The organism is Citrobacter sp. Cb028, assembly GCF_030336705.1.
In the GTDB taxonomy this organism is placed as follows: Bacteria; Pseudomonadota; Gammaproteobacteria; order Enterobacterales; family Enterobacteriaceae; genus Citrobacter; species Citrobacter braakii.
This window is the reverse complement of the sequence record NZ_JAOWCZ010000013.1, coordinates 33384-59371: the sequence shown is the minus strand read 5'-3', so window position 1 is coordinate 59371 and position 25988 is coordinate 33384. Positions and strand designations below refer to the sequence as shown.

Here is a 25988-nt window from a genome sequence, read left to right as displayed (position 1 = left end):
GCGCTTTTACTACGTTGCGAGATCGATTCCAGTAAACAACCCCAGACAGACATTGTTGCACAGGCATCTGCGTTTTGCATTCCAATACTGTATATCCATTCAGGTCAGGTTGTGTCATAATTAACCGTTTGTGATCGCCGGTAGCACCATGCAGCCAGGCAAAAAAGCGTTTAATCCGGGAAAGATGAATGGATAAGATCGAAGTTCGGGGCGCCCGCACCCATAATCTCAAAAACATCAACCTCGTCATCCCGCGCGACAAGCTGATTGTCGTCACCGGGCTTTCGGGCTCAGGCAAATCTTCGCTCGCTTTCGACACCTTGTATGCCGAAGGGCAGCGTCGTTACGTTGAATCCCTTTCCGCGTACGCGCGTCAGTTTCTGTCGCTGATGGAAAAGCCGGATGTCGACCACATTGAGGGGCTGTCTCCCGCCATCTCAATTGAACAAAAATCGACATCCCACAACCCGCGATCCACGGTAGGTACGATTACCGAAATTCACGACTATCTGCGTCTGCTGTTTGCCCGCGTTGGCGAACCGCGCTGCCCGGATCACGACGTTCCCCTGGCGGCCCAGACCGTTAGCCAGATGGTGGACAACGTTCTGTCGCAGCCGGAAGGCAAACGTCTGATGCTGCTGGCGCCGGTGATTAAGGAGCGTAAAGGCGAGCATACTAAAACGCTGGAAAACCTGGCAGGCCAGGGCTATATCCGCGCCCGTATCGACGGTGAAGTGTGCGACCTTTCCGATCCGCCCAAGCTTGAACTGCAAAAGAAACACACTATTGAAGTGGTGATTGACCGCTTTAAAGTCCGCGACGATCTCACCCAGCGACTGGCAGAATCCTTTGAAACCGCGCTGGAACTGTCCGGTGGTACGGCGGTGGTCGCCGATATGGACGATCCGAAAGCGGAAGAGTTGCTGTTCTCCGCCAACTTCGCCTGCCCGATCTGCGGCTACAGCATGCGGGAGCTGGAACCACGTCTGTTCTCGTTCAATAACCCAGCGGGTGCATGCCCGACCTGTGACGGTCTCGGCGTGCAGCAGTATTTCGATCCTGACCGGGTGATCCAAAATCCGGAACTGTCGCTGGCCGGTGGTGCTATCCGCGGCTGGGATCGCCGTAACTTCTATTACTTCCAGATGCTTAAGTCACTGGCGGAACACTATAAATTCGACGTTGAAGCCCCATGGGCCAGCCTGAACCCTGCCGTGCATAAAGTGGTGCTGTACGGTTCCGGTAAAGAGAATATCGAATTTAAATACATGAACGATCGCGGCGATACGTCCGTACGCCGCCATCCGTTCGAAGGCGTATTGCACAATATGGAGCGCCGTTATAAAGAGACGGAATCCAGCGCGGTACGTGAAGAATTAGCCAAGTTCATTAGCAACCGACCGTGCGCCAGCTGTGAGGGGACGCGTTTACGCCGGGAAGCCCGCCACGTATTTGTCGAAAATACGCCGCTGCCCGCGATTTCCGACATGAGCATCGGTCACGCCATGGATTTCTTCAACAACCTGAAGCTTGCGGGTCAGCGAGCGAAGATTGCAGAGAAAATTCTCAAAGAGATTGGCGATCGTCTGAAGTTCCTGGTCAACGTCGGCCTCAACTATCTGACGCTGTCGCGTTCAGCAGAAACGCTCTCCGGCGGCGAAGCCCAGCGTATTCGTCTGGCAAGCCAGATCGGCGCAGGTCTGGTCGGCGTAATGTACGTGCTGGATGAACCGTCTATCGGTCTGCATCAGCGCGATAACGAGCGTCTGTTGGGTACGCTTATCCACCTGCGTAATCTGGGCAATACCGTCATTGTGGTTGAGCACGATGAAGACGCGATTCGCGCCGCTGACCACGTCATCGACATCGGCCCCGGCGCGGGCGTTCACGGCGGCCAGGTGGTTGCCGAAGGTACGCTAAAAGATATCATGGCCGTGCCTGAGTCGCTGACCGGCCAGTACATGAGCGGTAAGCGCAAGATTGAAGTGCCGAAACAGCGCGTGGCGGCAGACCCGGAAAAAGTGTTGAAGCTGACCGGCGCGCGCGGTAACAACCTGAAAGATGTCACGCTGACGCTGCCGGTTGGTTTATTTACCTGCATTACCGGTGTTTCCGGTTCGGGTAAATCGACGCTAATTAACGACACGCTGTTCCCGATTGCGCAGACGGCGCTGAACGGCGCCACGCTGGCTGAACCCGCGCCATATCGTGATGTTCAGGGCCTGGAACATTTCGACAAAGTGATCGACATTGACCAAAGCCCGATTGGCCGTACGCCGCGCTCTAACCCGGCAACCTACACCGGCGTGTTTACGCCAGTGCGCGAACTGTTTGCCGGCGTGCCGGAGTCGCGTGCGCGCGGTTATACTCCGGGTCGTTTCAGCTTTAACGTCCGCGGCGGACGCTGTGAAGCTTGTCAGGGCGACGGCGTGATCAAAGTCGAAATGCACTTCTTACCGGATATCTACGTGCCGTGCGATCAGTGTAAAGGCAAGCGCTATAACCGCGAAACACTGGAGATTAAGTACAAGGGCAAGACTATCCACGAAGTGCTGGATATGACGATTGAAGAGGCGCGTGAGTTCTTCGATGCCGTTCCGGCGCTGGCGCGTAAGCTGCAAACGCTGATGGACGTGGGTCTGACGTACATCCGACTGGGTCAGTCCGCCACCACGCTCTCGGGCGGTGAAGCGCAGCGCGTAAAGCTGGCGCGTGAACTGTCCAAACGCGGTACCGGTCAAACGCTGTATATTCTCGATGAACCGACCACCGGTCTGCATTTTGCGGATATTCAGCAACTGCTGGACGTGCTGCATCAGCTCCGGGATCAGGGCAACACCATCGTAGTGATTGAGCACAATCTGGACGTGATAAAAACCGCTGACTGGATTGTCGATCTCGGTCCGGAAGGCGGCAGCGGCGGCGGGGAAATTCTGGTTTCAGGCACACCAGAAACGGTCGCTGAGTGTGAAGCCTCACACACGGCCCGTTTCCTCAAACCACTGTTGTAATCATGCCGATGGCGCTACGCTTATCAGGCCTACAAAATATGCATAATTGCTTGTAGGCCGGATAAGGCGCTAGCGCCTCATTTCGGAAAACAGATCAGGACTGCGCCAGTATCCGGCGTTTATCTTCCGGCAGCGTGTTTACGGCCTGCTGATAAGAGGCGTCTACCAGGTAGTAGATTTGTGAATCCGGCAGCGAGCCGTCCAGATACACCGTACTCCAGTGCGCCTTATTGAGATGCCGGCTTGGCCGTACATCGCTATGCTGCTGACGTAACAACTCTGCCAGTTCCGGGCTGGTTTTCAGTGACACCGCCGGGCGTTCTTCCACCTCTTTTACCATGGCAAAAAGCACATCTTCGACTTTGATTTGTGTGGCCTTCCAGTCACTGTGTACGCTCTGCTCGGCGCCCATTTTTGCCATGCAGTATTGCAGCAACTCCGAATTCGTCATCTTAATTCCCCTTACCAGCATATTGCCTAATGAGAACATCTTTTATTCAGTGTGCAGCAAGTCCGCAAAAGGTAAAAGCAGGTAACGCAAATTTGTTTAAAAAAACAACAACCGCAAGCAACGTCCTCAATACTCCGAGTTGACGATCACCTCTTCACCAAACGCGCCGGCCTGTGGCAACGGTTTATAAGTGGAGTTAGAAGCGCGTAAAATACGAATGCCGCGAATACCCACATCTCGGGCGGCGGTAATGTCATTATCAGAGTCGCCGTAGAACATACGGATATTTTTATCCTGCAGCCACTGCGTTTTCGTATTCTGGCCCGGCTTATCACCGGCAAAAATGACCGGGTTCATATTGCCGGCCGGGATGTGAAAGTTATCGGACAGCGTTTTCGACACCGTTTCGGTCTTCGTCTGGCTACGCCCGGTTACGAAAAAGATGCTGTCGCCGCGACGCACGTGCATATCAATCAGCTGACGCGCCACTTCTTTCGGAATGCTGAATTCGTCCCAGCCATTGTTCATTTTTTCCCAGAAGGCCGGATTTTTCAGGTAATCCTCACTGTTCGGAGAATACGTTTTTTGACCGCGCCAGAAGCCTGGGCTGGAAAAGAGGACGGTGTCATCGATATCAAACCCGACGGCCATCGGCGGGCGTCCGGTCAGGCTGTTTTCAATTTGTGCCACGGAGACCCAGTGAATGGGTGCCTGCTCAGCGAGTTTTGCAACGTTGGTGCCTGGATTAAGCTGAGAGGGAGAAGAAACTAACGCCTGGGCCGGCTGATTTAGCGTGAACAATAAACAAACGGCACTCAGTGCCAACGTAAACTTGCGCATATTTTTTCCCTAAGTAGTCAGTTAGTTATCATTTTTTTATTAACAACTGGTCAAAAAACTATCTGACCTTACCCCTTAGGGGGAGGGAAAGGAAGGATTTTCTCTGGTTTTGTCCTGGAAAAAGAGCATGATCACATTGGAAAACAGACCAATAGCACGGTGAAAGAAAGTAGGCCGGATAAGGTGATTACACCTCTATCCGGCAATACAATGCCTGATGGCGCGACGCTTATCAGGCCTAAAAACCCGGTTACATGACGGCGGCAAATGCCTTCGCCACCCGTTGCACGTTACCGTGATTTAACCCGGCCACGCACATACGACCGCTGGCTATCAGGTACACACCGAACTCATCGCGCAGGCGATCGACCTGAGCAGCGCTGAGTCCGGTATAGCTGAACATCCCGCGCTGTTGCAGCAGGTAATCAAAGTTACGACCAGGGATCTCCGCATTCAATACGTTAACCAGCGCCTGGCGCATCGCCAGAATACGGGTACGCATCTCTTCGACTTCCGCCAGCCAGCTGGCTTTCAGCGCGTCATCACCCAACACTGCGGCCACAACCTGCGCACCAAAGTTTGGCGGGCTGGAATAGTTACGACGCACCGTCGCTTTTAGCTGCCCCAGAACGCGGCTGGCGGCATCAGCGTCTTCACAGACCACTGAAAGTCCGCCGACACGCTCGCCGTACAAAGAGAAAATCTTCGAGAATGAATTGCTGACCAGTGCAGGCAATCCGGCGCTGGCAATGGCGCGGATCGCATAGGCATCGTCTTCCATTCCACCGCCAAAACCCTGGTAAGCAATATCCAGGAACGGGATCAGATCGCGAGCTTTCAGGATCTCAATGACACCATCCCACTGCGCGGGGGTTAAATCCGCACCCGTCGGGTTATGGCAGCATGGATGCAACAGTACGATGCTGCGCGCCGGTAAGGTGTTCAGCGTGGCCAGCAGGTCGTTGACACGCACGCCATTGGTGGTGTCGTCATACCAGGGGTAAGTACTTACTTCGAATCCAGCACCTTCAAAAATCGCGATGTGGTTTTCCCAGGTCGGATCGCTGACCCACACGCCAGAATCAGGGAAATAGCGTTTCAGGAAGTCTGCGCCAACCTTTAGCGCACCGGAGCCGCCCAGCGTCTGAATCGTTGCGACGCGCTGCTGCTGGAGAACCGGATGATCTGCGCCAAACAACAGCGGCGCAATAGTATGGCGATAAGTGTTCAGGCCTTCCATCGGCAGATACAGCGAAGCGCCATGCGGTTTGGCATTCAGTCGGGCTTCCGCTTCTGCCACCGCTTTAAGCTGAGGAATAATGCCGTCTTCGTTGTAGTACAGACCGATGCTGAGGTTCACTTTGTCGCTACGTGAATCTTCTTTGAAACGCTCCATGAGCGATAAAATCGGGTCGCCGGCGTAGGCGTCAACTTTTTGAAACACGTGTGGTTCTCCAGGTTTACAGGCAGGGGTTAAGAACACAATAAACCGGAAGCGGGAGAAGATCGAGAGGATGTTGAGAGGAATATTGCCGGATGGCGGCGTAACCGCCTTATCCGGCACATCATGAACTTAATCGATATACTTCATTGCCACCCTTGAGGTCAGGCGCGTGATAAGTTCGTAAGCACTTACTTTCGTCATTTCAGCAATGCGTTCAACGGGCAGACCTTCACCCCACAGGATAACCGAATCGCCGGCTTTGTCCTGCGCCTCGGGACCTAAATCGACGCAAATCATATCCATCGCGACGCGACCGACGATCGGCACTTCACGGCCATTGACCAGTACCGGTGTCCCAGACGGCGCTGCGCGCGGATAACCATCACCATAGCCCATCGCCACCACGCCCAGACGCGTGTCGCGCTCGCTCAGCCAGGTTCCACCATAGCCAACCGGCTCTCCCGCTTTGTGTTCACGCACCGCAATCAGGCTGGAAGTGAGCGACATCACCGGCTGGCAGCCAAAATCGGCACCGATAGAGTGGTTTTCCAACGGCGATACGCCATACAGAATCAGCCCCGGACGCGCCCAGTCGAAGTGAGACTGCGGCCACAGCAGAATACCACCCGACGCGGCGATCGAACGCTGACCCGGTTTACCTGCGCAAAAGCTATTGAAGATATCGAGCTGCTTTTCGGTCGCGCCGCACTCAGGCTCGTCCGCGCGCGCAAAGTGGCTGACGATATTGACCGGCTGGCGCACGTTTTCGCATTGCGTCAAGCGCTGATAAAACGCCTCGGCCTGCTCCGGACGCACGCCCAGGCGGTGCATTCCCGTGTCGAGCTTCATCCAGACGGTGACCGGTTCAGCCAGTACCGCGGCTTCCAGAGCTTCAAGCTGCTCTTGGTTGTGGACGGCAGTATGCAGACGCTGCGCGGAGATAGTCGGCAGATCGGAAGCATCAAAAAATCCTTCCAGCAGCAGGATGGGCTGCGTGATCCCTCCCGCTCGCAACCGCAGGGCTTCTTCAAGACGAGCGACACCAAAAGCGTCCGCATCGGGGAGCGTTCGCGCGGTCTCTAACAGACCATGGCCGTAAGCGTTCGCTTTCACGACCGCAACCAGTTTACTGGCTGGAGCCAGTTCACGCAGACGTTGCAGGTTGTGTCGCAGAGCGCGGCGGTTAATGACTACAGTTGCCGCTTGCATTTGTATTCCTTGATAAGTATTTGCTTGAGTAACCTGATTCAGTGTTGTTATTCGTCGTCGTACTGCGGGCCAGCATAGTTATCGAAGCGCGACCACTGACCGTTAAACGTCAGGCGCACCGTACCGATCGGGCCGTTACGCTGTTTACCGATAATGATCTCGGCGATGCCTTTCAAGTCGCTGTTTTCGTGATAAACCTCATCACGATAGATAAACATGATTAAGTCGGCATCCTGCTCGATGGAGCCGGACTCACGCAGATCCGAGTTGACCGGACGCTTATCGGCGCGTTGTTCCAGAGAGCGGTTAAGCTGCGACAGCGCCACCACCGGCACATGCAGTTCTTTCGCTAACGCTTTCAGCGAGCGGGAAATTTCAGCAATTTCCAGCGTACGGTTGTCGGAGAGCGACGGCACGCGCATCAACTGCAGGTAGTCGATCATGATAAGTCCGATACCACCGTGTTCGCGGGCGATACGACGGGCACGTGAGCGCACTTCCGTTGGCGTCAGGCCGGAGGAGTCATCAATATAGATGTTTCGTTTCTCCAGCAAAATACCCATTGTTCCGGAAATTCGCGCCCAGTCTTCATCATCCAGTTGACCGGTACGGATTTTGGTTTGGTCTACACGTGAGAGTGAGGCCAGGGAACGCATCATGATCTGTTCTGAGGGCATTTCAAGACTAAAGATAAGAACCGGCTTATCTTGCAGCATCGCCGCATTTTCGACGAGGTTCATTGCAAATGTCGTTTTACCCATCGACGGACGCGCGGCGACGATAATTAAGTCTGACGGCTGCAAACCAGCAGTCTTTTTATTGAGGTCGTCATAACCGGTGTTGACCCCGGTGACACCATCGTGTGGCTGCTGGAACAGCTGTTCGATACGCGCGACGGTAGCGTCGAGCACATCGGTAATATTTTTCGGACCTTCGTCTTTATTGGCGCGACTTTCAGCAATTTTAAAGACGCGGGATTCCGCGAGGTCCAGCAGATCTTCACTGGAACGGCCTTGCGGATCAAACCCGGCTTCCGCGATCTCGTTCGCCACCGAAATCATGTCACGAACAACGGCACGTTCGCGGACAATATCCGCATAGGCACTAATGTTCGCCGCACTTGGCGTATTTTTAGATAACTCAGCCAGGTAAGCAAAACCGCCGACGCTGTCCAGTTGCCCCTGAACTTCCAGCGATTCTGCAAGCGTGATCAGATCGATGGGTTTTCCCATCTCCTGCAGGCGATGCATTTCGGTGAAGATGTGCCGGTGCGGTCGGGTATAAAAATCTTCCGCCACCACACGCTCGGCCACATCGTCCCAGCGTTCGTTATCCAGCATTAAACCGCCCAACACCGACTGTTCCGCTTCAATCGAGTGCGGCGGTACTTTCAGCCCGGCGACCTGGGGATCGCGCTCACGAGCATCAGTCTGTTGTTTGTTGAAGGGTTTATTTCCTGCCATAGTGAATGGAGTTACCGAGATAATGATTGGGTCGAAAGATTACCACATTTCTTTTGGAGGAAGCATGGCAACACGTATTGAATTTCACAAGCATGGTGGCCCTGATGTACTCAAGGCTGTGGAGTTTACGCCTGTAGACCCGGCGGAAAATGAAATCCAGGTCGAGAACAAAGCGATTGGGATCAACTATATCGACACCTATATCCGCAGTGGTCTTTATCCACCGCCTTCTCTGCCCAGCGGTCTGGGTACCGAAGCCGCAGGCGTGGTCAGTAAAGTCGGTAGCAAAGTGACGCACATTAAAGCCGGCGATCGCGTGGTTTACGCTCAGTCTCCCCTGGGCGCCTACAGCTCAGTGCATAACGTCCCGGCTGATAAAACCGCTATTTTGCCCAACGCTATCTCGTTTGAACAAGCTGCCGCCTCATTTCTTAAAGGGCTCACCGTTTTTTATCTGTTGCGTAAGACCTATGAAATTCAGCCCGATGAACCATTTTTATTCCATGCGGCAGCAGGCGGCGTCGGTATGATTGCCTGCCAGTGGGCAAAAGCATTGGGTGCGAAGCTGATTGGCACTGTCGGTAATGCGCAAAAAGCGCAAATTGCGCTGCAGGCCGGCGCATGGCAGGTCATTAACTATCGTGAAGAGAGCATTGTAGAACGTGTAAAAGAGATCACTGGCGGTAAAAAAGTGCGGGTGGTGTATGACTCGGTGGGGAAAGATACCTGGGAAGCCTCACTGGATTGCCTGCAGCGCCGGGGGCTCATGGTCAGCTTTGGTAATGCTTCCGGACCGGTGACTGGCGTTAACTTAGGCATTCTGAATCAGAAAGGTTCGCTGTACGTGACTCGCCCTTCACTCCAGGGTTACATCACCAACCACCATGAATTAACCGAAGCCAGCAATGAGCTTTTCTCGCTGATTGCCAGCGGAGTGATCAAAGTGGATGTCGCACCGGGCCAGACGTTCGCACTGCACGACGCGCAGCGTGCTCATGAAGTGCTGGAAAGCCGGGCCACACAGGGGTCGAGTTTGCTGATCCCGTAACGCCCTCATTTCCGCTAAATAATTCAAGCCGCCAACAAACCTGCGGTTTGAATTATGAAGGGGGAAGAAAGAATTAGGGCTTCCCGTAGGAAGCCCTTTCTTTTTTTAGTTCGGCTGTATGTAGGGTACAGCTCGATGAATTCGTTAACCTGGCAATAGTGACAGATTTGATAATCAATTCCTATTTGCTTCTAAAGGCAATGTTGCAGGTTGTGACACACCGCTCAATACCTTAGTAAAATCGGCGGTTATTGCGCTGATACTGTGGGACTTTTGGCGCTTTTATCGCCTTGATAACCCACACCACGGCAACGGCCAATAACAGCCAGGGCAACAGTTTAATCATCAACGCAAATAGTCCGCCCAAAAACATCACCACAGTGGCTACCACCAATGCGGCCAGCACTCCCAGCAAAGATACGCCGGTGACCATCAACATGATAAAAAATCCAATCACAAAAAGTAGTTCCAGCATGGCTCTCTCCCGAAATGAAATACTCTCCACAGCTTTACAAGAAACATGCCAAAATTAATATATTGATTTATATAGCAAACGCCCCGCGACAAAGCGCAGGGCGTGGTGAAATTCACTAACTTTTGGCGAAAACTTAACGTTTGTCTGCCACCAGCTTCAGCGCATGTTCCAGGACCTCAATATCTGCCCCGGCTTTATGCGCATTTTCGCTCAGATAGCGACGCCACTGCCGTGCCCCAGGAATCCCCTGAAACAGTCCCAGCATATGGCGCGTGACATGCCCCAAATAGGTTCCTTTACTCAGTTCACGCTCAATATACGGATACATCGCACGCACTACGGCGACCGGATCGGCATCTTCGCTGGTGAGAGCAAAAATCTCGCGGTCAACGGACGCCAGAATGCCTGGGTTTTGATAAGCTTCGCGCCCCACCATCACGCCATCCATATATTGCAGATGCATTTTCGCTTCTTCCACCGATTTTATGCCACCGTTGATCGACATCGTCAGATGCGGAAAATCGCGCTTAAGCTGGTAAACACGGTCATAATCCAGCGGTGGGATTTCGCGGTTTTCTTTCGGGCTTAGCCCGGACAACCAGGCCTTGCGGGCGTGGATGATAAACATCTCACATTCACCGTTACCGGAGACCGTGTTGATGAAATCGCACAGGAATTCGTAGCTGTCCTGGTCATCAATACCGATACGGGTTTTCACCGTTACCGGAATCGATACCACATCGCGCATCGCTTTGACGCAATCAGCGACCAGTTGCGCATTCCCCATCAGACAGGCACCAAACATTCCATTCTGTACACGATCGGAAGGGCAACCCACGTTGAGGTTAATTTCGTCATAGCCCCGTTGTTCAGCAAGCTTTGCGCACTGCGCCAGCGCAGCCGGATCGCTCCCGCCCAGTTGCAAAGCGACCGGATGTTCTTCTTCGCTATACGCCAGATAATCGCCTTTACCATGAATGATCGCGCCGGTGGTTACCATCTCCGTGTAGAGCAGCGTCTGGCTGGACAGTAAGCGCAAAAAGTAGCGGCAATGTCTGTCCGTCCAGTCGAGCATCGGCGCGATAGAAAAACGATGAGCGGGAAAAGCGGTAGACTGAGATTCAGGCAGCATGGCGAATATTCAAGCATCCGGTTAAAAAAGGGGCGCTACTATAGCATAGACCGTTACGATAGTGAGCCACATCCTCGCGGTTCCCCCTCCCTGCTCCCCGACAAGCGCTATTTACGCCCCGGTTTTCCGTCGTGAGATCCAAAAAACTGCGGCGGATGGTCGACCCAACGATCCTCACGCGTGGCGGCATAAACCGGATTAAGCGGATAATAAATACGATTGTATTTTTTGTTCGCCTCACCCACGACCAGCAGACGTACCTCTTCACTGGTGTTATTGATAAAGGTGTGACACACGCCGGTGCCCGCCGGGAAACCGACGCTGTCGCCCGGTTCCAGCTTCCATAAATAACCGTTAATCCAGGCCTCAGGATATCCTTCCAGCACATAGATAAACTCTTCCTCATCGCTTTCAGCGTGCGGATACGAGGTGCGTCGGCCCGGCGGCAGGCGCTCATGATGAATGCCGAGTCGCCCTAACCCCAGCTTGCGGGCAAGCGGCGCACCTATGGAAAACAGCTCATCGCTGTCGGGATAGATGGAGTCATCAGCCCCCTCAACTTCACGCCAGTGACGAATACAATCGGGTCTTTTCATGATTATTTTCCAGTATTGCGATGGGTCAGGTATAGCACACCGTGGTGGATCTCGGTGTTTTAAACAGAACATGTTAAAGTAAGGGATTAACCTTGCACGCAAATCGAGGCGCCAAATGGACAAAACCACCACGCAGGAGTTATTGACTCAAGCTGAAAAACTCTGTGCGCAACGCAACGTACGTCTTACGCCACAACGCCTCGAAGTGCTGCGCCTGATGAGCCTGCAGGAAGGCGCAATCAGCGCTTACGACCTACTTGACCTGTTGCGAGAAACCGAGCCGCAGGCCAAGCCGCCGACCGTGTATCGTGCGCTCGATTTTCTGCTGGAACAAGGGTTTGTGCACAAGGTGGAATCCACCAACAGCTATGTGCTTTGCCATCTGTTCGATCAGCCAACTCACAGTTCCGCAATGTTCATTTGCGACCGCTGTGGTGTGGTAAAAGAAGAGTGCGCGGAAGGCGTGGAAGACATCATGCATACGCTGGCAGCAAAAATGGGTTTTGCCCTGCGACATAACGTTATTGAAGCCCATGGACTGTGCCCGGCCTGTGTGGAGGTTGAGTCATGTCGTCACCCTGGCGAATGCCAGCATGACCATACGATTCAGGTGAAGAAGAAAGTTGGGCGTTAAGCGGGTGGGAGAGCGTACATCCTTGTACTCTCAGGAGGGAAGGGTTAATTACCAGCGGTAATCATTACGTTTTTCCCAATCGGTCACTTCTTTCTCCGCCTGATCTTTCGCGTAACCGTAACGCTCCTGGACTTTACCGACCAGTTGGTCACGTTTACCTTCAATGACCGTCATATCATCATCGGTCAGTTTGCCCCATTGCTCTTTCACTTTACCTTTAAACTGCTTCCAGTTACCGCCGACTTCGTCTTTATTCATCATCAAGTCCTCATCGTTAGGTTGTGAATAGCGAGAGTGCCATGTCCAGACACATGCTGTTTTTGCTGGACGTGAGAATAAGTGTAGTCAGGGATTCTGGGTTTTATTTACTATTCGGAATTTTTAACCATCCGCTCAGGCAAACCAGGTTCCATTACGCCAGTGACGCCGCCAGATAAAGGCCAGGGAAAGCCCACGCAGCGCGAGAAAAACGGTTAACGCCAGCCACAAACCATGATTTCCCAGCAACGGTAAAGCCAGTAGCGTTAATGCGAATCCTGCTGCGGCAACGGCCATACTGTTGCGCATTTCTGCAGCCCGTGTCGCTCCAATAAACATACCGTCGAGCAGATAACACCATACCCCCACCAGCGGCAAAACCACCTGCCAAAAAAGATAGCGATCGGCCAACAGTTGGATTTGCGGCAGCGAGGTCAGCAGCGCAACAATCTGCTCGCCAAACAGGGCATAAACCAGCGAAAACAGAATAGCCACAATACCGGACTGTCGACAGGCCGCCCGCCAGACATCAAGCAACTGGCTGCCATCCCTCGCCCCATAGGCCTGACCCGAATGCGCTTCCACGGCATAGGCAAATCCATCCAGCGCGTAGGCGGTAAACGTCAGCAGAGTCATCAGAACGGCGTTAACCGCGATGATGTCGCCTCCCAAACGCGCGCCAAGAACCGTAATGGCCCCAAAGCAGAGCTGTAGCAGCAGCGAACGCAGCATGATGTCGCGGTTGAGCGCCAGCAAACGACGGAAGTTGCCACGCCACGCTAGCTTCAACATTGCCAGCGAAATTCCACGCATATGCAGGACTTTGCGTACCATCATCAGGCCAATCAGCAGCGTGGCATATTCGGCAATCACCGTCGCCAACGCCGCCCCCTGCACGTTCATATGCAAGCCCATTACCAGCCATAAATCGAGCACAATGTTGAGAATATTGCCGACAATCAACAGGATAACTGGCGCGCGCGCATACTGAACGCCAAGCAACCAGCCGAGCAGCACCAGATTCGCCAGCGACGCAGGTGCGCTTAACCAGCGGATTTCCAGGAAGCGTCGGGCCTGCTCCAGTACCGCCTCACTTCCGCCGACAATATGCAGAGCCAGATCGATAATCGGCGTACGAAACAGTGCGATAAGCAGCCCCGCGCCCAGCGCCAGCAATAGCGGCTGCACCAACGCGCGCGCCAGCGCCTGCGGATTTTTCGCGCCAAATGCCTGCGCGGTAAGGCCGGTGGTACTCATGCGCAAAAAAAGCAGCAGCATAAAGAGAAAGCTGGTCGCCGTGGCGCCAACAGCAACGCCGCCAAGATAGACCGGACTGTCCAGATGACCAATCACCGCGGTGTCCACCAGTCCCAACAGGGGAACGGTGATATTGGAGAAGATCATCGGTAAGGCGAGGTGCCAGAGTGCTTTATCAGAAGAGGTAAAGAAAGGCATACAGGAGAGCCTGAGAAGAAGTTAGATGTACTGAAAAAAGATGCAGTGTAGGCCCGGTAAGCGTAGCGCCACCGGGCAAGTTGCCGGATAGCGATATAAACGTCTTATCCGGCCTACAGGGAATCAACAGAAAATTACAACCATTCACCGTTACGAATGACGCCTACCGCCAACCCTTCAATAGTGAAGTTTTGCTCGCGCAGGTCGACAACAATAGGTTTAAATTCGCTGTTTTCTGGCAGGAGCTCAACCTTGTTGCCCTGCTTTTTCAGGCGCTTAACGGTGACTTCGTCGTCGATACGGGCAACAACAACCTGACCGTTACGCACATCCTGAGTTTTATGCACAGCCAGTAAATCACCGTCCATAATACCGATGTCTTTCATCGACATACCGCTAACGCGCAGCAGAAAATCGGCGTTCGGTTTGAACAGTGAAGGATCGACCTGATAATGGCCTTCGATGTGCTGCTGCGCCAGCAGTGGCTCGCCTGCCGCTACGCGTCCGACAAGCGGTAACCCTTCTTCTTCTTCCTGCAGCAGTCGAATACCGCGCGATGCGCCGGATACAATTTCAAGGACGCCTTTACGCGCAAGCGCTTTCAGGTGTTCTTCAGCGGCGTTTGGGGAACGGAACCCCAAACGCTGCGCGATCTCCGCACGCGTCGGTGGCATACCTGTCTGGCTGATGTGATCCCTAATGAGATCAAACACCTCTTGCTGCCTGGCCGTTAACGCTTTCATTCCGCCCCCTGGGTGTATATACAGTTATGCTGTGAGTATATACAGCTAAAGGTGATTTTGGAACCGCAAACTGCACAAAAAAAAGGAGATTTATGCAGTTGTGGAATCTTTATCGCAAATGCGACCACAACAGGATGCCCCAGGTGATCAGAGCGACAAAAATAGACAGCAATACCGCTGCCGAGCCCATATCTTTCGCCCGACCGGAAAGTTCGTGATACTCAGAGCCAATACGGTCAACCACCGCCTCAATCGCACTGTTGAGGATTTCAACGATCATCACCAGCATCACGGAACCAATCAACAGCACGCGGGTAATGGCGTCGACGTCCAGCCAGCAGGCGATGGCTACGCCCAACAGTACGGCAACGCTTTCCTGGCGGAATGCCGCCTCATTGATCCATGCGGCGCGAAAACCTTTCCAGGAATAGCCTGCAGCTTTGATAATTCGGGTGAATCCAGTGGTATTATTGGCCATCAAAAAGAACCTTTTTACATTATTAGCGTCAATGTCATTGTAACGTTACCCCGTTTGTTTCAGGGTGTGGCAAAGCAGCGCGAAGTATGACCGGATACACCAGAAATTCACTAAACTTTCTGATATCCTTGCAGCGCATTTGCATTATTAACCAGAGGCTTTACATCGTTTATGTCCGGCTGGCCACGAATTTACTACAAATTACTGAATTTACCATTAAGCGTCCTGGTAAAAAGCAAGTCTATTCCGGCAGAACCTGCCCCGGAATTGGGGCTCGATACTTCGCGTCCCATTATGTACGTCCTACCGTACAATTCAAAAGCAGACTTGCTGACGCTGCGTGCCCAATGTCTGGTGCACGATCTCCCAGATCCCCTGGAACCGCTGGAGATAGACGGAACTCTGCTGCCGCGCTACGTGTTTATTCACGGCGGCCCGCGCGTGTTCACCTATTACACGCCGAAAGAAGAGTCCATTAAGCTGTTCCATAACTATCTCGACTTGCACCGCAGCAATCCAGACCTGGATGTGCAAATGGTGCCAGTTTCGGTGATGTTTGGCCGTGCGCCTGGGCGTGAAAAAGGCGAGGTCAATCCGCCGCTGCGCATGCTGAACGGCGTACAGAAATTCTTTGCTGTGTCCTGGCTGGGTCGCGACAGTTTTGTCCGCTTCTCCCCGTCGGTCTCCCTGCGTCGCATGGCGGACGAACACGGTACAGATAAAATCATCGCTCAGAAGCTGGCTCGCGTGGCGCGCATGCACTTTGCTCGTCAGCGTCTGGCCGCAGTCGGCCCGCGCCTCCCTGCCCGCCAGGACCTGTTTAATAAGCTGCTGGCCTCAAAAGCTATCGCTCGCGCGGTAGAAGATGAAGCGCGCAGTAAAAAAATCTCCCACGAAAAAGCGCAGCAAAATGCCATTGCGCTGATGGAAGAGATTGCCGCCAACTTCTCCTACGAGATGATTCGTCTGACAGACCGTATTCTGGGCTTTACCTGGAACCGTCTGTATCAGGGGATTAACGTTCACAATGCGGAGCGTGTACGTCAGTTGGCGCACGATGGGCACGAAATCGTCTATGTTCCGTGCCACCGCAGCCATATGGACTATATGCTGCTGTCGTACGTTCTGTACCACCAGGGGCTGGTTCCGCCGCACATCGCTGCCGGTATCAACCTGAACTTCTGGCCAGCAGGTCCGATTTTCCGTCGTCTGGGCGCGTTCTTTATTCGTCGTACCTTCAAGGGCAACAAGCTCTATTCCACCGTTTTCCGCGAATACCTGGGCGAGTTGTTCAGCCGCGGCTACTCGGTTGAATACTTTGTCGAAGGAGGCCGTTCACGTACCGGGCGTCTGCTCGACCCGAAAACCGGCACGCTGTCGATGACCATTCAGGCGATGCTGCGCGGCGGTACGCGTCCGATTACCCTCGTACCCATCTACATCGGCTACGAGCACGTAATGGAAGTAGGCACGTACGCGAAAGAGCTGCGTGGCGCGACGAAAGAGAAAGAGAGTTTGCCGCAAATGCTGCGTGGCTTGAGCAAGCTGCGTAATCTGGGCCAGGGTTATGTCAACTTTGGCGAACCGATGCCATTGATGACTTACCTCAACCAGCATGTACCGGAGTGGCGTGAATCGATCGATCCTATCGAGTCCATCCGCCCGGCCTGGCTGACGCCGACGGTGAATAACATTGCCGCCGATCTGATGGTGCGCATTAACAACGCAGGCGCGGCCAATGCCATGAACCTGTGCTGTACCGCGCTGTTGGCCTCCCGCCAGCGCTCTCTGACCCGTGAGCAACTGACTGAACAGCTCGACTGCTATCTGAGTCTGCTGCGCAACGTGCCGTACGCGGCGGATGCTACGGTTCCTGCGCAGAGCGCCAGTGAATTGATCGACCATGCCTTACAGATGAATAAGTTTGAGGTCGAGAAAGACACCATCGGTGACATCATCATTCTGCCGCGCGAGCAGGCGGTATTGATGACGTATTACCGCAACAACATTGCGCATATGCTGGTTCTGCCTTCGTTAATGGCAGCCATTGTGACTCAGCATCGTCGTATTTCTCGCGCCGCGCTACAGCAGCATATTGATGCGCTGTACCCGATGCTGAAAGCAGAGCTGTTCTTACGTTGGGAGCGTGATGAACTCGCCGGAGTGATTGACGAACTGGCCAGCGAAATGCAGCGCCAGGGACTGATCGCCCTGAATGATGACGAACTGCATATCAATCCGGCCCGCTCTCGTACGCTACAGCTGTTGGCGGCGGGTGCTCGCGAGACGTTGCAACGCTACGCCATTACCTTCTGGCTGCTGAGCGCGAACCCGTCTATCAACCGTGGCACGCTGGAGAAAGAGAGCCGCACCGTAGCGCAACGCCTCTCCGTACTGCACGGCATTAACGCGCCGGAATTCTTCGATAAAGCCGTGTTCAGCTCTCTGGTGCTGACGCTGCGTGACGAGGGATTCATCAGCGATACCGGAGATGCCGAACCGGAAGAGACGATGAAGATCTATCAGATGTTGGCCGAACTGGTCACGTCAGATGTGCGTCTGACCATTGAAAGTGCAGCTCAGGACGAATAAATATGCGGCAGATATGGTTTGAAGTATAACGAGCATCTAAACAAAAAGCGGGCCACATAATGTGGCCCGCTTTTTTAGCTCTGGCTACTCATAGTTGAGCTTGAGGATCAAATCCTTGCTGAAAGGACCGAATTCAACCTCTCTCTGCGGATTTTTCGTTAGCTTCGCTTTATAGTTATGGGTCACCGTACTTGCATCACCTGGATTGTAAGTCGCAAAGGGATAATAGCGATTCAACTCAAGGTCTTCTCCTTCAGTTTCATCCCTTATTTGCATTAATAAACCATTCTTCATATCCGCGTGGCTCGTGCCATAGAGATCGTCAGTATTGAAACTTAGGGTAACATCAAACTTTTCTGAGCATTCTGCAGTCGCATCCCTGATCGTTGAAACCGAAAATGGCCTTTCGACCACAGTAGAATCATCCATTGTAAATGCCCCGAAATCGACGATTTGGCTTTCCGGGAAAACTTTGATATCGACATTACAGTCCAGGAACTCAATGTTATCCAACCCAGTGATATTGAAATTAAAGTTTTTCGCATTGGACTGTAAATTCGCACCGCCATCACCATCAAACTGCAACACATTAATAGCGCCGAAGTTATAGACAGCATCAGGGTCAGCAGGAAAGGCTTTTAACTTCACATACAAACGAAAGCGAGCGTTAAAAGTAGTATTTTGCACTGGGGCCCCCCCAGCACCAGGACACGCAGACGGCCAATGATATTCAACATAACCGTTCTCGAGGCTGATTTTATCCAGACAAGCATTGGTGGGAACTGGTACATCAACCCCATCGTAATCCTGACCGTTATAGTTTACGCCAACGATAAAATAGTCACTCTCTAAGGCGGACATGTCATTTTTCGCTGATAATTTAACCCAAGCGAACAGTTCTTCCGTCGGATCATTCTCCGTCCACCCCACCGAATTATCGCAATACACGGTGACGTTGATGTCCGAACTTTCCCATATTTTACTACCCGGTATTGCATTTGAAGGCACTTTAAATGGATTCAAACGAACCGTGGCGCTTGTATTTCCGCCACGTTGCCCCTGATAGCAATCAACCGCCCATGATGATGATGAGGCAAGGAAAAGCAATGCACAAAACAGCTTAATCATCGTTTTCATTATTTCCCCCTCTGCACGGGTTCGCTATGACAAACAGGTTGCACCGCTGTACAGTTCACGCTAAACATGTTTAAACCGCCATAGTCACCGATATAACCAATCTGGAATTTAGCGGGCAGATTTTTGATCTCTGAAGTGGCCTGATCAAAAGGACTAACCATAAAACTCTTTGTTCCCGGCAAAAGCGTTTTACCATCAACACCGATATAACCGATGGTCATGTGGTAAGGCGTACCATTTTTAACGGTAATTCCCGATACCGTGCGCGAGACGTCCACCTTTTCCATGGGTACCGCCTGACCCTCTTTCAGAACGATAGCTTTGGGACGCCAGAATAATTTCAGCCGACTCTGCATGGCCATTTGCATGACGTTTTGTTGTTCTGTACGCGGCGGAATTTCTCGTATGTTGTAGTAAAAGAGGGATTCTCTGTCTGCCGGGAGTTGCTTCAACGCGGGTTGCCCCATCAGACGCACCTGGCTTTGTTCATTGGCTTCAATACGCAGCAGAGGCGGCAAAGGTGAGATAAACTGCCGCGTTTTTTTACTGTCTTTATCTTCAACCCACGACTGAGCCAAATAAGGCAAGGCTTTGCTCTGGTTGGTTAATCTGATAGAGACGCTTTTATCCGTCTCATTAAAGATAATGCGCGTTCTGTCCGGAGAGACCGCGGCATTTGCAACAGAGCAAACGCTTAATAAACCGATTAGTCCTTTAACAATGTATGTGGGTTTCATTTTATTCATCCTGAATTAATTTACTTTTTTACACGGTAAAATTAGTACCTGACCGCTAGTATTACTTTCGTCTGGAGGCGTGATTTCACAGGTATTATCTCCCCACTGAAGACGTAATTTACTGTCTTCCTGAAGCCCACTGAGATAGGCATAACCCTCATCAGCAACCAGACCGACATCTTTACCGCTGGTAATATCCACGATGGTCACACCCAGCGGTGGATAGCGGCCATCTTCCTGTCTGATAACACCGAATATCTGATTACCTTTTGTTGCATTCAGCTTCGCATAGCCAATTGCCCCTTCGGTGAGCGTCGTGCTAATGACTGAATTATTGATATCTACGCCATCCGGTAATTTATCGCTGTCCACACGAACAGAGGAAGTCATGTAATTACTGACCGAGTTGGTAACAGCAATACCCATCATGTTGGTCACAGTGCGTTTATCACTTAACGGAACACCGCTAATACCATCGCTGTCGACCATCATGCGGGCATTATTGCCGTTGCTGTTATCATGAAGCGCCATTCCATGACGCGTAGAAGTGAACGATCCGTTCCAGCCCGCCATAATGGAGTTATAAGCGTTGGGCTGAACGCTGCCGTTTACGTTTAAACGTCCATAAGGCGAGTAGTGCTGGTAGCCCGCACGGAGGGTAGGCTCTGCCTTGCGGAAATCACTTTCGTCGCCCGCTGCCGAAATGTTCCATGAATTGTTGAGGTCGGAAGAATCATAGTAAGAAGCCGTATGGGACATACCGCCGCTACCATTTTTCTGCATACTCCAGGAAAGTCTTTTGTTTTGCTCCAGTGGAACTGAGAACGTCAGATAATATTGCGTTTGTTCTGTGCCATCCCATTCCGAACGACCGATCGACATTGAGGAGGAGATCCCCCTGAAGCTGCCAATATCAAAATTTCGGCTAACAGACAGCGTATAGTTAGTGCTGGCAGACTCATCCCAATACGTATTTCGTGACAGGTTGAGATAGGTATTAACCGCTAACGCATCAATATACTGGTTAAAAGAAAGGACATAGCTCTCTTTCTCGTTGTAATTCGAGTTGTCACCGCTTCGTGCCGTGAGGTATTCACTCATGGTAACGTATTCTTTGTCGGAGAAACGATAGCCTGCAAACGTCACTTGACTGCCAGTCGATTCAAACCGTTTGGCATAGTTCATACGGTAGCTATAGCCACGCTGTTTCTCGTCATCCTGCTTATTCCCGGTGCGCAAATTTGCCTGCGCCCGCGTCACATCAAATGAGAGAGAGCCAAAGCTGTTCAGGTTAAAACCCATACCTGCGGTGGCGGCCTGGTAGTCGTCAGCTGTCAGTAACGCCCCGCCATAAAGTGAGGTATTCCCCGCCCATCCCCAGGAAAATTCGCCGGTCCAGAACATGGGGTTATTTACATCGGTATGACCCACAGAGGTAGGTTTACCGGTTGAAGCTTTGTAACGTACCTGACCTTTACGGGTCAGGAAAGGGATTGAAGATGCGCCGACCTGGAAGGTATTTTTGCGTCCATCCTCTTCTTCCACGGTCACATCAAGCTGCCCCTGGAAAGTATCACCGATATCCGTGATATTAAACGGCCCTGGGGAAACCGTCGTTTGGTAAACCATTCGTCCGTTCTGGGTGACGGTAATTTTAGCGTTAGTCTGCGCAATACCGGTAATTTGCGGCGCGTATCCCTGCAAGTCAGGCGGCAGCATATTGTCGTCACTTTCCAGCGACGCACCGGTAAAATGGAACGTATCGTATAAATCTGAATTCAGATCGTACTGACCCAGAGTCAGTTTCGAGGCAATAGAGGGAATGGGACGAAACAGATAGGTACGATCCATTCCGCTATTGCTGCTGGTTGAATGGCCATCTACGTACGATTTGTCGTACTGATAATCCGAGCGCAAACGCCATGCGCCAAGGTTAAAACCCAGCGTGCCATAGGAGCTGAGACTCTGGCTCTTATCACCCTCATCAGGATCATACTGGCTGGCATACACGTTGTAATCCAGTATGAGTCCGGCAATACCATCATCCCAAAACTCCGGTGGCGTCCAGTTTTTGGCCTGATATTTCATCCACGCCTGGGGCGCAATAAGGGTGACGACCATATCGGCTTTGTCCAGTCTGACGACAAGTTCAGGTTTGTTGACGACATCTAAACACCCCTGTGGGTTGATGGGGTGCAACTGCTGGATGAATTCATCCGCGAAACCAAACGCTGTTAAGTCTTCATTGGTCAGACAAAGAAGCGAACCACTTTCGTTATCGGCTTTGATCCACTCAAATGACCATGTATTCGGGAAGCGCCTTTTATTGATATCAACATTGGCAATATATTGCCCCGCCGGAATAAATCCTTTTTTTTCAAATTGGCTGAGGTCAATATTTTCTTTATCTTCAAGATCGAGCATACCAGTATTGAACTGAACCGCCCAGGCAGGTGTAAGTGTTGCCGCAGTGATGATCACTGGGTACAGAGACTGTTTTATTAAAACAAATAATTTGCTTAAAGCGACCTTTTTTTTATTTTCCATAAAATTCGTTTCTTTTAATAAAACATTGAAAAGTCGGTGATTCCCTCACCGACTTTGACTACAGAATAATCAATCGCGAAGCGATTAGTTGTAAGCCAGAACGTAATTGACGTCGGATTTAACGTTACCCGGGGTTACAGCACCCGGCGTTGCCACAGCTTCCATACGGGCTTTGAAAGTCAGAACCTGATTAGAGTTGTCCGCAACAAAATTCACGAGCTGTTCAGTGCCCATTACTACGTTTGCACCACTCTGGGTCAGGAGACGAACGCCCACGCCCGTCGCTGAGCCGTAGAGACCGTCTTCAGTGTTTTTCAGCAGGTTAGTGCTGCTATCCGCATTAGCAGATGAGAAAGTCACTTTTACTTTATCGATAGTTGTGCCACCCGTCGTCAGAACACAATCTTGCAGACGGATATTGACGTCAACCGGTCTTGATTTGCTATCGCCATTCAGGACTTTATCAGCGACCTGGCCCAGATTAATTGTCTGATCTTCATCGCCTGGAACGATAGAGCAAGGCGCGGTAATAACGATGCCCTGGAACGTAATTTTCCCGTGGCCCTGGTCAGCAGCAGAGGCATTGAAAACAGCGCCAGAAAAAGCAGAAGCAGCGATTACAGCTAATAGTGTTTTTTTGAACATTTTATATAATCCTTTACAATAATAATACCTAGCCACCCTCCAACTGATAATTTAATATCATTAGAGGTGATTCTTAGATAAGAATGAATAAAACTATTTGAGTGTAATATTTCTCTCTAGTCCTTATTACAGATAAAAACTTACCATTAAGGATTTACTTTATTAAATTAGATAAATTTAATAAAGTATTCAGTCAATCTACATACATACACACACAAAATGAAACAAATGGAAACATAAGCAAATTCTTAAAGTATAGTGATAAACACCGTTTTTCATCACATGCAAACTCATTGAAAAAACGGATTATTGATTTATTTATCAAAATTAAATAAATTAATAATATGTATAATCATAAAACATTTAAATAATATATAAATTTAATGAATAATAAATTTCAGCTCTGTAAAGCTGATTGACAAAAAAAATGACGTTTTATAGTGAGTAAAAGATAGCTATCACGAGAAAGGTATCATTAGAAGCAAAGAAGAGCCAAAATCTCTTTACAACGTTGGCTCTTCTTCGCTGCTTTTGCAGCATAAATGATGATGAGTACAAGCAATTAAGGCTGCCAGTAGCTCATCGCCAGCCCTAAGAACAGCACCAGACCGACGTAGTTATTGTTCATAAACGCTTTAAAACAGGCATCACGCTCGCGATTGACGATCAGTTTCTGCTGATATACAAATAGCGCGCCAGCCACCAGCAGAGACCAGTAATAACCCAGTCCCAGCCCATTTAGCCAACCCACCAGCGCCATCAGCACCAGTACGCCCACCTGCAGGATACCAATGATCAGCTTGTCGTTTTGACCGAACAGAATCGCGGTCGATTTAATGCCGATCTTCAGGTCATCATCGCGGTCAACCATCGCATACTGCGTGTCGTAGGCCACCGCCCAGAGAATATTGGCGAGGAACATCAGCCAGCAGCTCAGCGGTACGGACTCGCTCACGGCGGCGAACGCCATCGGGATCGACCAGCCAAACGCCGCCCCCAGCACCACCTGCGGCAGGTGCGTATAGCGTTTCATGAACGGGTAAACCCACGCCAGCGCTAACGCCGCAACGGACAACAAAATGGTCATCGTGTTGAGCGTCAAAACCAGCAGGAAGGCCAGCAGTACCAATACGACGAACAGCGTTCGGGCCTCTTTTTCAGTGACGGCCCCGCTTGGCAGCGGTCGATTTGCGGTGCGTTTAACGTGTCCGTCAAATTTCCTGTCGGCATAATCATTCACCACGCAGCCAGCAGCGCGCATTAACCAAACGCCAGCGACAAAAACCGCCAGGATCCACAATTGTGGCATGCCTGGGGTTGCCACCCACAATGCCCACAGCGTAGGCCAGAGCAGCAGTAAGGCACCGATTGGCTTATCCGTACGCATCAAGCGGTGAAATGCCAGCAGCTTATTCTGCGTCAGACTCCACTCCATCTTTATCTTCCTCTCAGTACAACGGCGATGCAGGTAGAAAAAGCTCGGTAAGCATCAGCGGCTTACCGCTCAGCCGCAGGCGGGAACGGCGCCCCCACAGCGCTGCATCGCGGCCAATCTCAATAAAATCTCGGGTCAATGTCGATGATGTAAACAGGTAACGTCCGAGCGGGGTTTTTCCCAGATTTTGTAAGGCCAGCTCAGGGCCGCACAAGGTTGATTCAGGCACCACGGTCCGCCCGGCAAGCCAGGGTTCACCATCCGCGCATAACAGGATCTCACGTAACCAATAACGGGACTCTTTAGGCAGCAGCGGCAGCTCTTCAGGCACCTCATTTTGCCCAACGAATGCTTCGCGAATCAACGTTACGGTGACCTGTTTTCCCTGCTGCTCAAAACGTTTAGTCATGGAATCTTCCAGTAACAACCAGTCGAGCAGTTGGGCGTCCAGCGCCGGGATCGCATCAAAATAACGCAGCGCACGCAGTTGCGTTAACGCAGGGTGTGGCATGCCTTACTCTCCGATTTATAACTTGAAGGCATTGTATCGCAGAAAATGCATTACGGGGTGAGCAAACACAATTAAGTGATCGCCAGAGCAACATAAGTGTAACAATTAGCACCGAAGGATAAAAAAAGGTGCGCCAGGAGACGCACCAGTTGTTGCAAAATCAACAATGCGGGGCGATGTTTACCCCTTGCCTTTTACACTGCTGATAAAGGTGGATCGGGCAGATTTGGATCCCAGACGCTCAGCTTCATCAAGCAGCTTCAGCGCTTTATCGACATCGCCTTTCGCAACGGCATCCTTAATGCCCTGGTTAAAATAACTTTCCGTGTCGTTCAGCATCGGCTCACTTTTCTTCACCGGTTGTGGCGCTGGAGCAGCAACGGCTGCTGCCGGAGCCGCATAGGTCACCGCAGGCGCGGCGGTATTGCCCACCGTGACAGGACCAGGGCCGGATGAGCCAAACAGCGGCCCGACCAGAACACTGGAGGAGGAGCTGGTTTTGACTTTCAGTTTCAGTAAACCGTCGGTGGTATGACGGGCGATCGGGTCTGGAATATCCGGAATAGCGTTACCTACGCCCTTGGCATAGGCTTTTGCCGGGTCAAGCAGGGTTGTGGTCTGCTGGAGATCTTTATCAGTGGTAAAGACCAAAACATAGAGTTTTTGCTGACCCAGCGCTGGCGTCAGACGCATTACCCCTTCCAGACGATCGGCACTCATCACGCCGGGCTCCTGGTAAGTAAAATAGCTGCTGGGGAAGAACGCAGATGGCGTCATGTTTTGGTCAAGAATTAATACGTTTGGCGCAAATACGCTGGTTTGTTTATTCACTTCACTGGACAGCGTCAGGGTGAGCTCGCCAATATTCGCCGGGACGCTATACGCAGCGACCGGGCCGGTAATACCGGCGACATCCAGACGCTGACCCGCTGTCGCAAGCGGCGAAGACTGGGTTTTGGATTGATCAACAGGCGTCCAGGTTAACTGCTGCAGCGCCGCAGTGGGAATAGATGGGGCCGCGGTGGTGTTCTGCGGAACAATATTCACATCGGCCAGGCTGATGCCAGGAGCGCTGGCAAATAACCCTGCAGATAAACAAAGGGCAACGAGACTTTTCTTCATTTTCATTGTTATCACCTCAGATAGC

23 protein-coding genes are annotated in these 25988 nt (G+C 51.8%); 4 read left to right on the top strand and 19 right to left on the bottom strand.

The window, feature by feature from the left end:
* The first annotated feature begins 188 nt into the window (after positions 1 to 188).
* Positions 189 to 3011, top strand: coding sequence for an excinuclease ABC subunit UvrA (uvrA, locus tag OGV75_RS00315; RefSeq protein WP_016155358.1), 2823 nt, complete (start codon positions 189 to 191; stop codon positions 3009 to 3011).
* Between the two features lie 94 nt (positions 3012 to 3105).
* Here the strand turns inward: uvrA and OGV75_RS00310 are convergent, their stop codons facing one another.
* The 5 genes from OGV75_RS00310 to dnaB all read right to left on the bottom strand — a co-directional run bounded on the left by OGV75_RS00310 (position 3106) and on the right by dnaB (position 8418).
* Entirely contained in the window at positions 3106 to 3462 is a 357-nt protein-coding gene (locus OGV75_RS00310) for an MmcQ/YjbR family DNA-binding protein (protein ID WP_016155357.1), read from the bottom strand.
* 126 nt (positions 3463 to 3588) lie between these two features.
* Entirely contained in the window at positions 3589 to 4302 is a 714-nt protein-coding gene (gene aphA / locus OGV75_RS00305) for an acid phosphatase AphA (protein ID WP_181598660.1), read from the bottom strand.
* 250 nt (positions 4303 to 4552) lie between these two features.
* Positions 4553 to 5746, bottom strand: coding sequence for an aromatic amino acid transaminase (tyrB, locus tag OGV75_RS00300; RefSeq protein ID WP_047357730.1), 1194 nt, complete (start codon positions 5744 to 5746; stop codon positions 4553 to 4555).
* Between the two features lie 129 nt (positions 5747 to 5875).
* Positions 5876 to 6955 (bottom strand): alanine racemase, encoded by a 1080-nt coding sequence (gene alr / locus OGV75_RS00295; protein WP_016155354.1) that lies wholly within the window; start codon positions 6953 to 6955, stop codon positions 5876 to 5878.
* A gap of 47 nt (positions 6956 to 7002) precedes the next feature.
* A complete protein-coding gene (gene dnaB, locus OGV75_RS00290) occupies positions 7003 to 8418 on the bottom strand; it encodes a replicative DNA helicase (protein ID WP_003826610.1) in 1416 nt (471 codons plus the stop codon).
* Between the two features lie 64 nt (positions 8419 to 8482).
* On the opposite strand from dnaB, the gene OGV75_RS00285 reads away from it, so the two are divergent.
* Positions 8483 to 9466 carry a quinone oxidoreductase gene (locus OGV75_RS00285; RefSeq protein WP_016155445.1) on the top strand — a complete coding sequence of 328 codons (984 nt, stop codon included), beginning with the start codon at positions 8483 to 8485 and terminating at the stop codon, positions 9464 to 9466.
* 232 nt (positions 9467 to 9698) lie between these two features.
* On the opposite strand, the gene pspG is transcribed toward OGV75_RS00285, so the two are convergent.
* The 3 genes from pspG to OGV75_RS00270 all read right to left on the bottom strand — a co-directional run bounded on the left by pspG (position 9699) and on the right by OGV75_RS00270 (position 11669).
* A complete protein-coding gene (gene pspG, locus OGV75_RS00280; protein WP_016155352.1) occupies positions 9699 to 9941 on the bottom strand; it encodes an envelope stress response protein PspG in 243 nt (80 codons plus the stop codon).
* Positions 9942 to 10074: 133 nt separating this feature from the next.
* Positions 10075 to 11073 carry a tRNA dihydrouridine(20/20a) synthase DusA gene (gene dusA, locus OGV75_RS00275; protein WP_286480243.1) on the bottom strand — a complete coding sequence of 333 codons (999 nt, stop codon included), beginning with the start codon at positions 11071 to 11073 and terminating at the stop codon, positions 10075 to 10077.
* Between the two features lie 107 nt (positions 11074 to 11180).
* Positions 11181 to 11669 carry a cupin domain-containing protein gene (locus OGV75_RS00270; protein ID WP_286480242.1) on the bottom strand — a complete coding sequence of 163 codons (489 nt, stop codon included), beginning with the start codon at positions 11667 to 11669 and terminating at the stop codon, positions 11181 to 11183.
* Between the two features lie 115 nt (positions 11670 to 11784).
* On the opposite strand from OGV75_RS00270, the gene zur reads away from it, so the two are divergent.
* Positions 11785 to 12303 (top strand): zinc uptake transcriptional repressor Zur, encoded by a 519-nt coding sequence (gene zur / locus OGV75_RS00265; RefSeq protein WP_046275041.1) that lies wholly within the window; start codon positions 11785 to 11787, stop codon positions 12301 to 12303.
* Positions 12304 to 12351: 48 nt separating this feature from the next.
* Here zur and OGV75_RS00260 read toward each other — a convergent pair whose 3' ends face one another.
* The 4 genes from OGV75_RS00260 to OGV75_RS00245 all read right to left on the bottom strand — a co-directional run bounded on the left by OGV75_RS00260 (position 12352) and on the right by OGV75_RS00245 (position 15237).
* A complete protein-coding gene (locus tag OGV75_RS00260; protein ID WP_019077869.1) occupies positions 12352 to 12561 on the bottom strand; it encodes a CsbD family protein in 210 nt (69 codons plus the stop codon).
* A gap of 135 nt (positions 12562 to 12696) precedes the next feature.
* On the bottom strand, positions 12697 to 14016 hold the full coding sequence (dinF, locus tag OGV75_RS00255; protein ID WP_049041229.1) for an MATE family efflux transporter DinF: 1320 nt from the start codon (positions 14014 to 14016) through the stop codon (positions 12697 to 12699).
* Positions 14017 to 14150: 134 nt separating this feature from the next.
* The gene (lexA, locus tag OGV75_RS00250; RefSeq protein WP_003826596.1) at positions 14151 to 14759 is read right to left on the bottom strand and encodes a transcriptional repressor LexA; all 609 of its coding nucleotides are present in this window, start codon (positions 14757 to 14759) and stop codon (positions 14151 to 14153) included.
* A 109-nt stretch (positions 14760 to 14868) separates the two neighbouring features.
* Positions 14869 to 15237, bottom strand: a complete 369-nt coding sequence (locus OGV75_RS00245) for a diacylglycerol kinase (protein ID WP_003826594.1) — start codon at positions 15235 to 15237, stop codon at positions 14869 to 14871.
* A gap of 171 nt (positions 15238 to 15408) precedes the next feature.
* Here OGV75_RS00245 and plsB point away from each other — a divergent pair, with 171 nt between their 5' ends.
* The gene (gene plsB, locus OGV75_RS00240) at positions 15409 to 17829 is read left to right on the top strand and encodes a glycerol-3-phosphate 1-O-acyltransferase PlsB (RefSeq protein ID WP_046275043.1); all 2421 of its coding nucleotides are present in this window, start codon (positions 15409 to 15411) and stop codon (positions 17827 to 17829) included.
* An 84-nt stretch (positions 17830 to 17913) separates the two neighbouring features.
* Here the strand turns inward: plsB and OGV75_RS00235 are convergent, their stop codons facing one another.
* The 7 genes from OGV75_RS00235 to malM all read right to left on the bottom strand — a co-directional run bounded on the left by OGV75_RS00235 (position 17914) and on the right by malM (position 25969).
* Positions 17914 to 18966, bottom strand: a complete 1053-nt coding sequence (locus tag OGV75_RS00235; RefSeq protein ID WP_046275044.1) for a hypothetical protein — start codon at positions 18964 to 18966, stop codon at positions 17914 to 17916.
* Complete coding sequence (locus tag OGV75_RS00230) at positions 18966 to 19703, bottom strand: fimbrial biogenesis chaperone (RefSeq protein WP_047357733.1); 738 nt, start codon at positions 19701 to 19703, stop codon at positions 18966 to 18968. The genes OGV75_RS00235 and OGV75_RS00230 overlap by 1 nt, the downstream gene beginning before the upstream one ends.
* A gap of 15 nt (positions 19704 to 19718) precedes the next feature.
* The gene (locus OGV75_RS00225; RefSeq protein ID WP_047357734.1) at positions 19719 to 22250 is read right to left on the bottom strand and encodes a fimbria/pilus outer membrane usher protein; all 2532 of its coding nucleotides are present in this window, start codon (positions 22248 to 22250) and stop codon (positions 19719 to 19721) included.
* Positions 22251 to 22334: 84 nt separating this feature from the next.
* Positions 22335 to 22895, bottom strand: coding sequence for a fimbrial-like protein (locus tag OGV75_RS00220; protein ID WP_286480240.1), 561 nt, complete (start codon positions 22893 to 22895; stop codon positions 22335 to 22337).
* A 562-nt stretch (positions 22896 to 23457) separates the two neighbouring features.
* Complete coding sequence (gene ubiA, locus OGV75_RS00215; RefSeq protein WP_053389642.1) at positions 23458 to 24330, bottom strand: 4-hydroxybenzoate octaprenyltransferase; 873 nt, start codon at positions 24328 to 24330, stop codon at positions 23458 to 23460.
* Positions 24331 to 24343: 13 nt separating this feature from the next.
* Positions 24344 to 24841 carry a chorismate lyase gene (gene ubiC, locus OGV75_RS00210; RefSeq protein WP_016155346.1) on the bottom strand — a complete coding sequence of 166 codons (498 nt, stop codon included), beginning with the start codon at positions 24839 to 24841 and terminating at the stop codon, positions 24344 to 24346.
* A 180-nt stretch (positions 24842 to 25021) separates the two neighbouring features.
* Positions 25022 to 25969 (bottom strand): maltose operon protein MalM, encoded by a 948-nt coding sequence (gene malM, locus OGV75_RS00205; RefSeq protein ID WP_016155345.1) that lies wholly within the window; start codon positions 25967 to 25969, stop codon positions 25022 to 25024.
* Between the last annotated feature and the right edge of the window lie 19 nt (positions 25970 to 25988).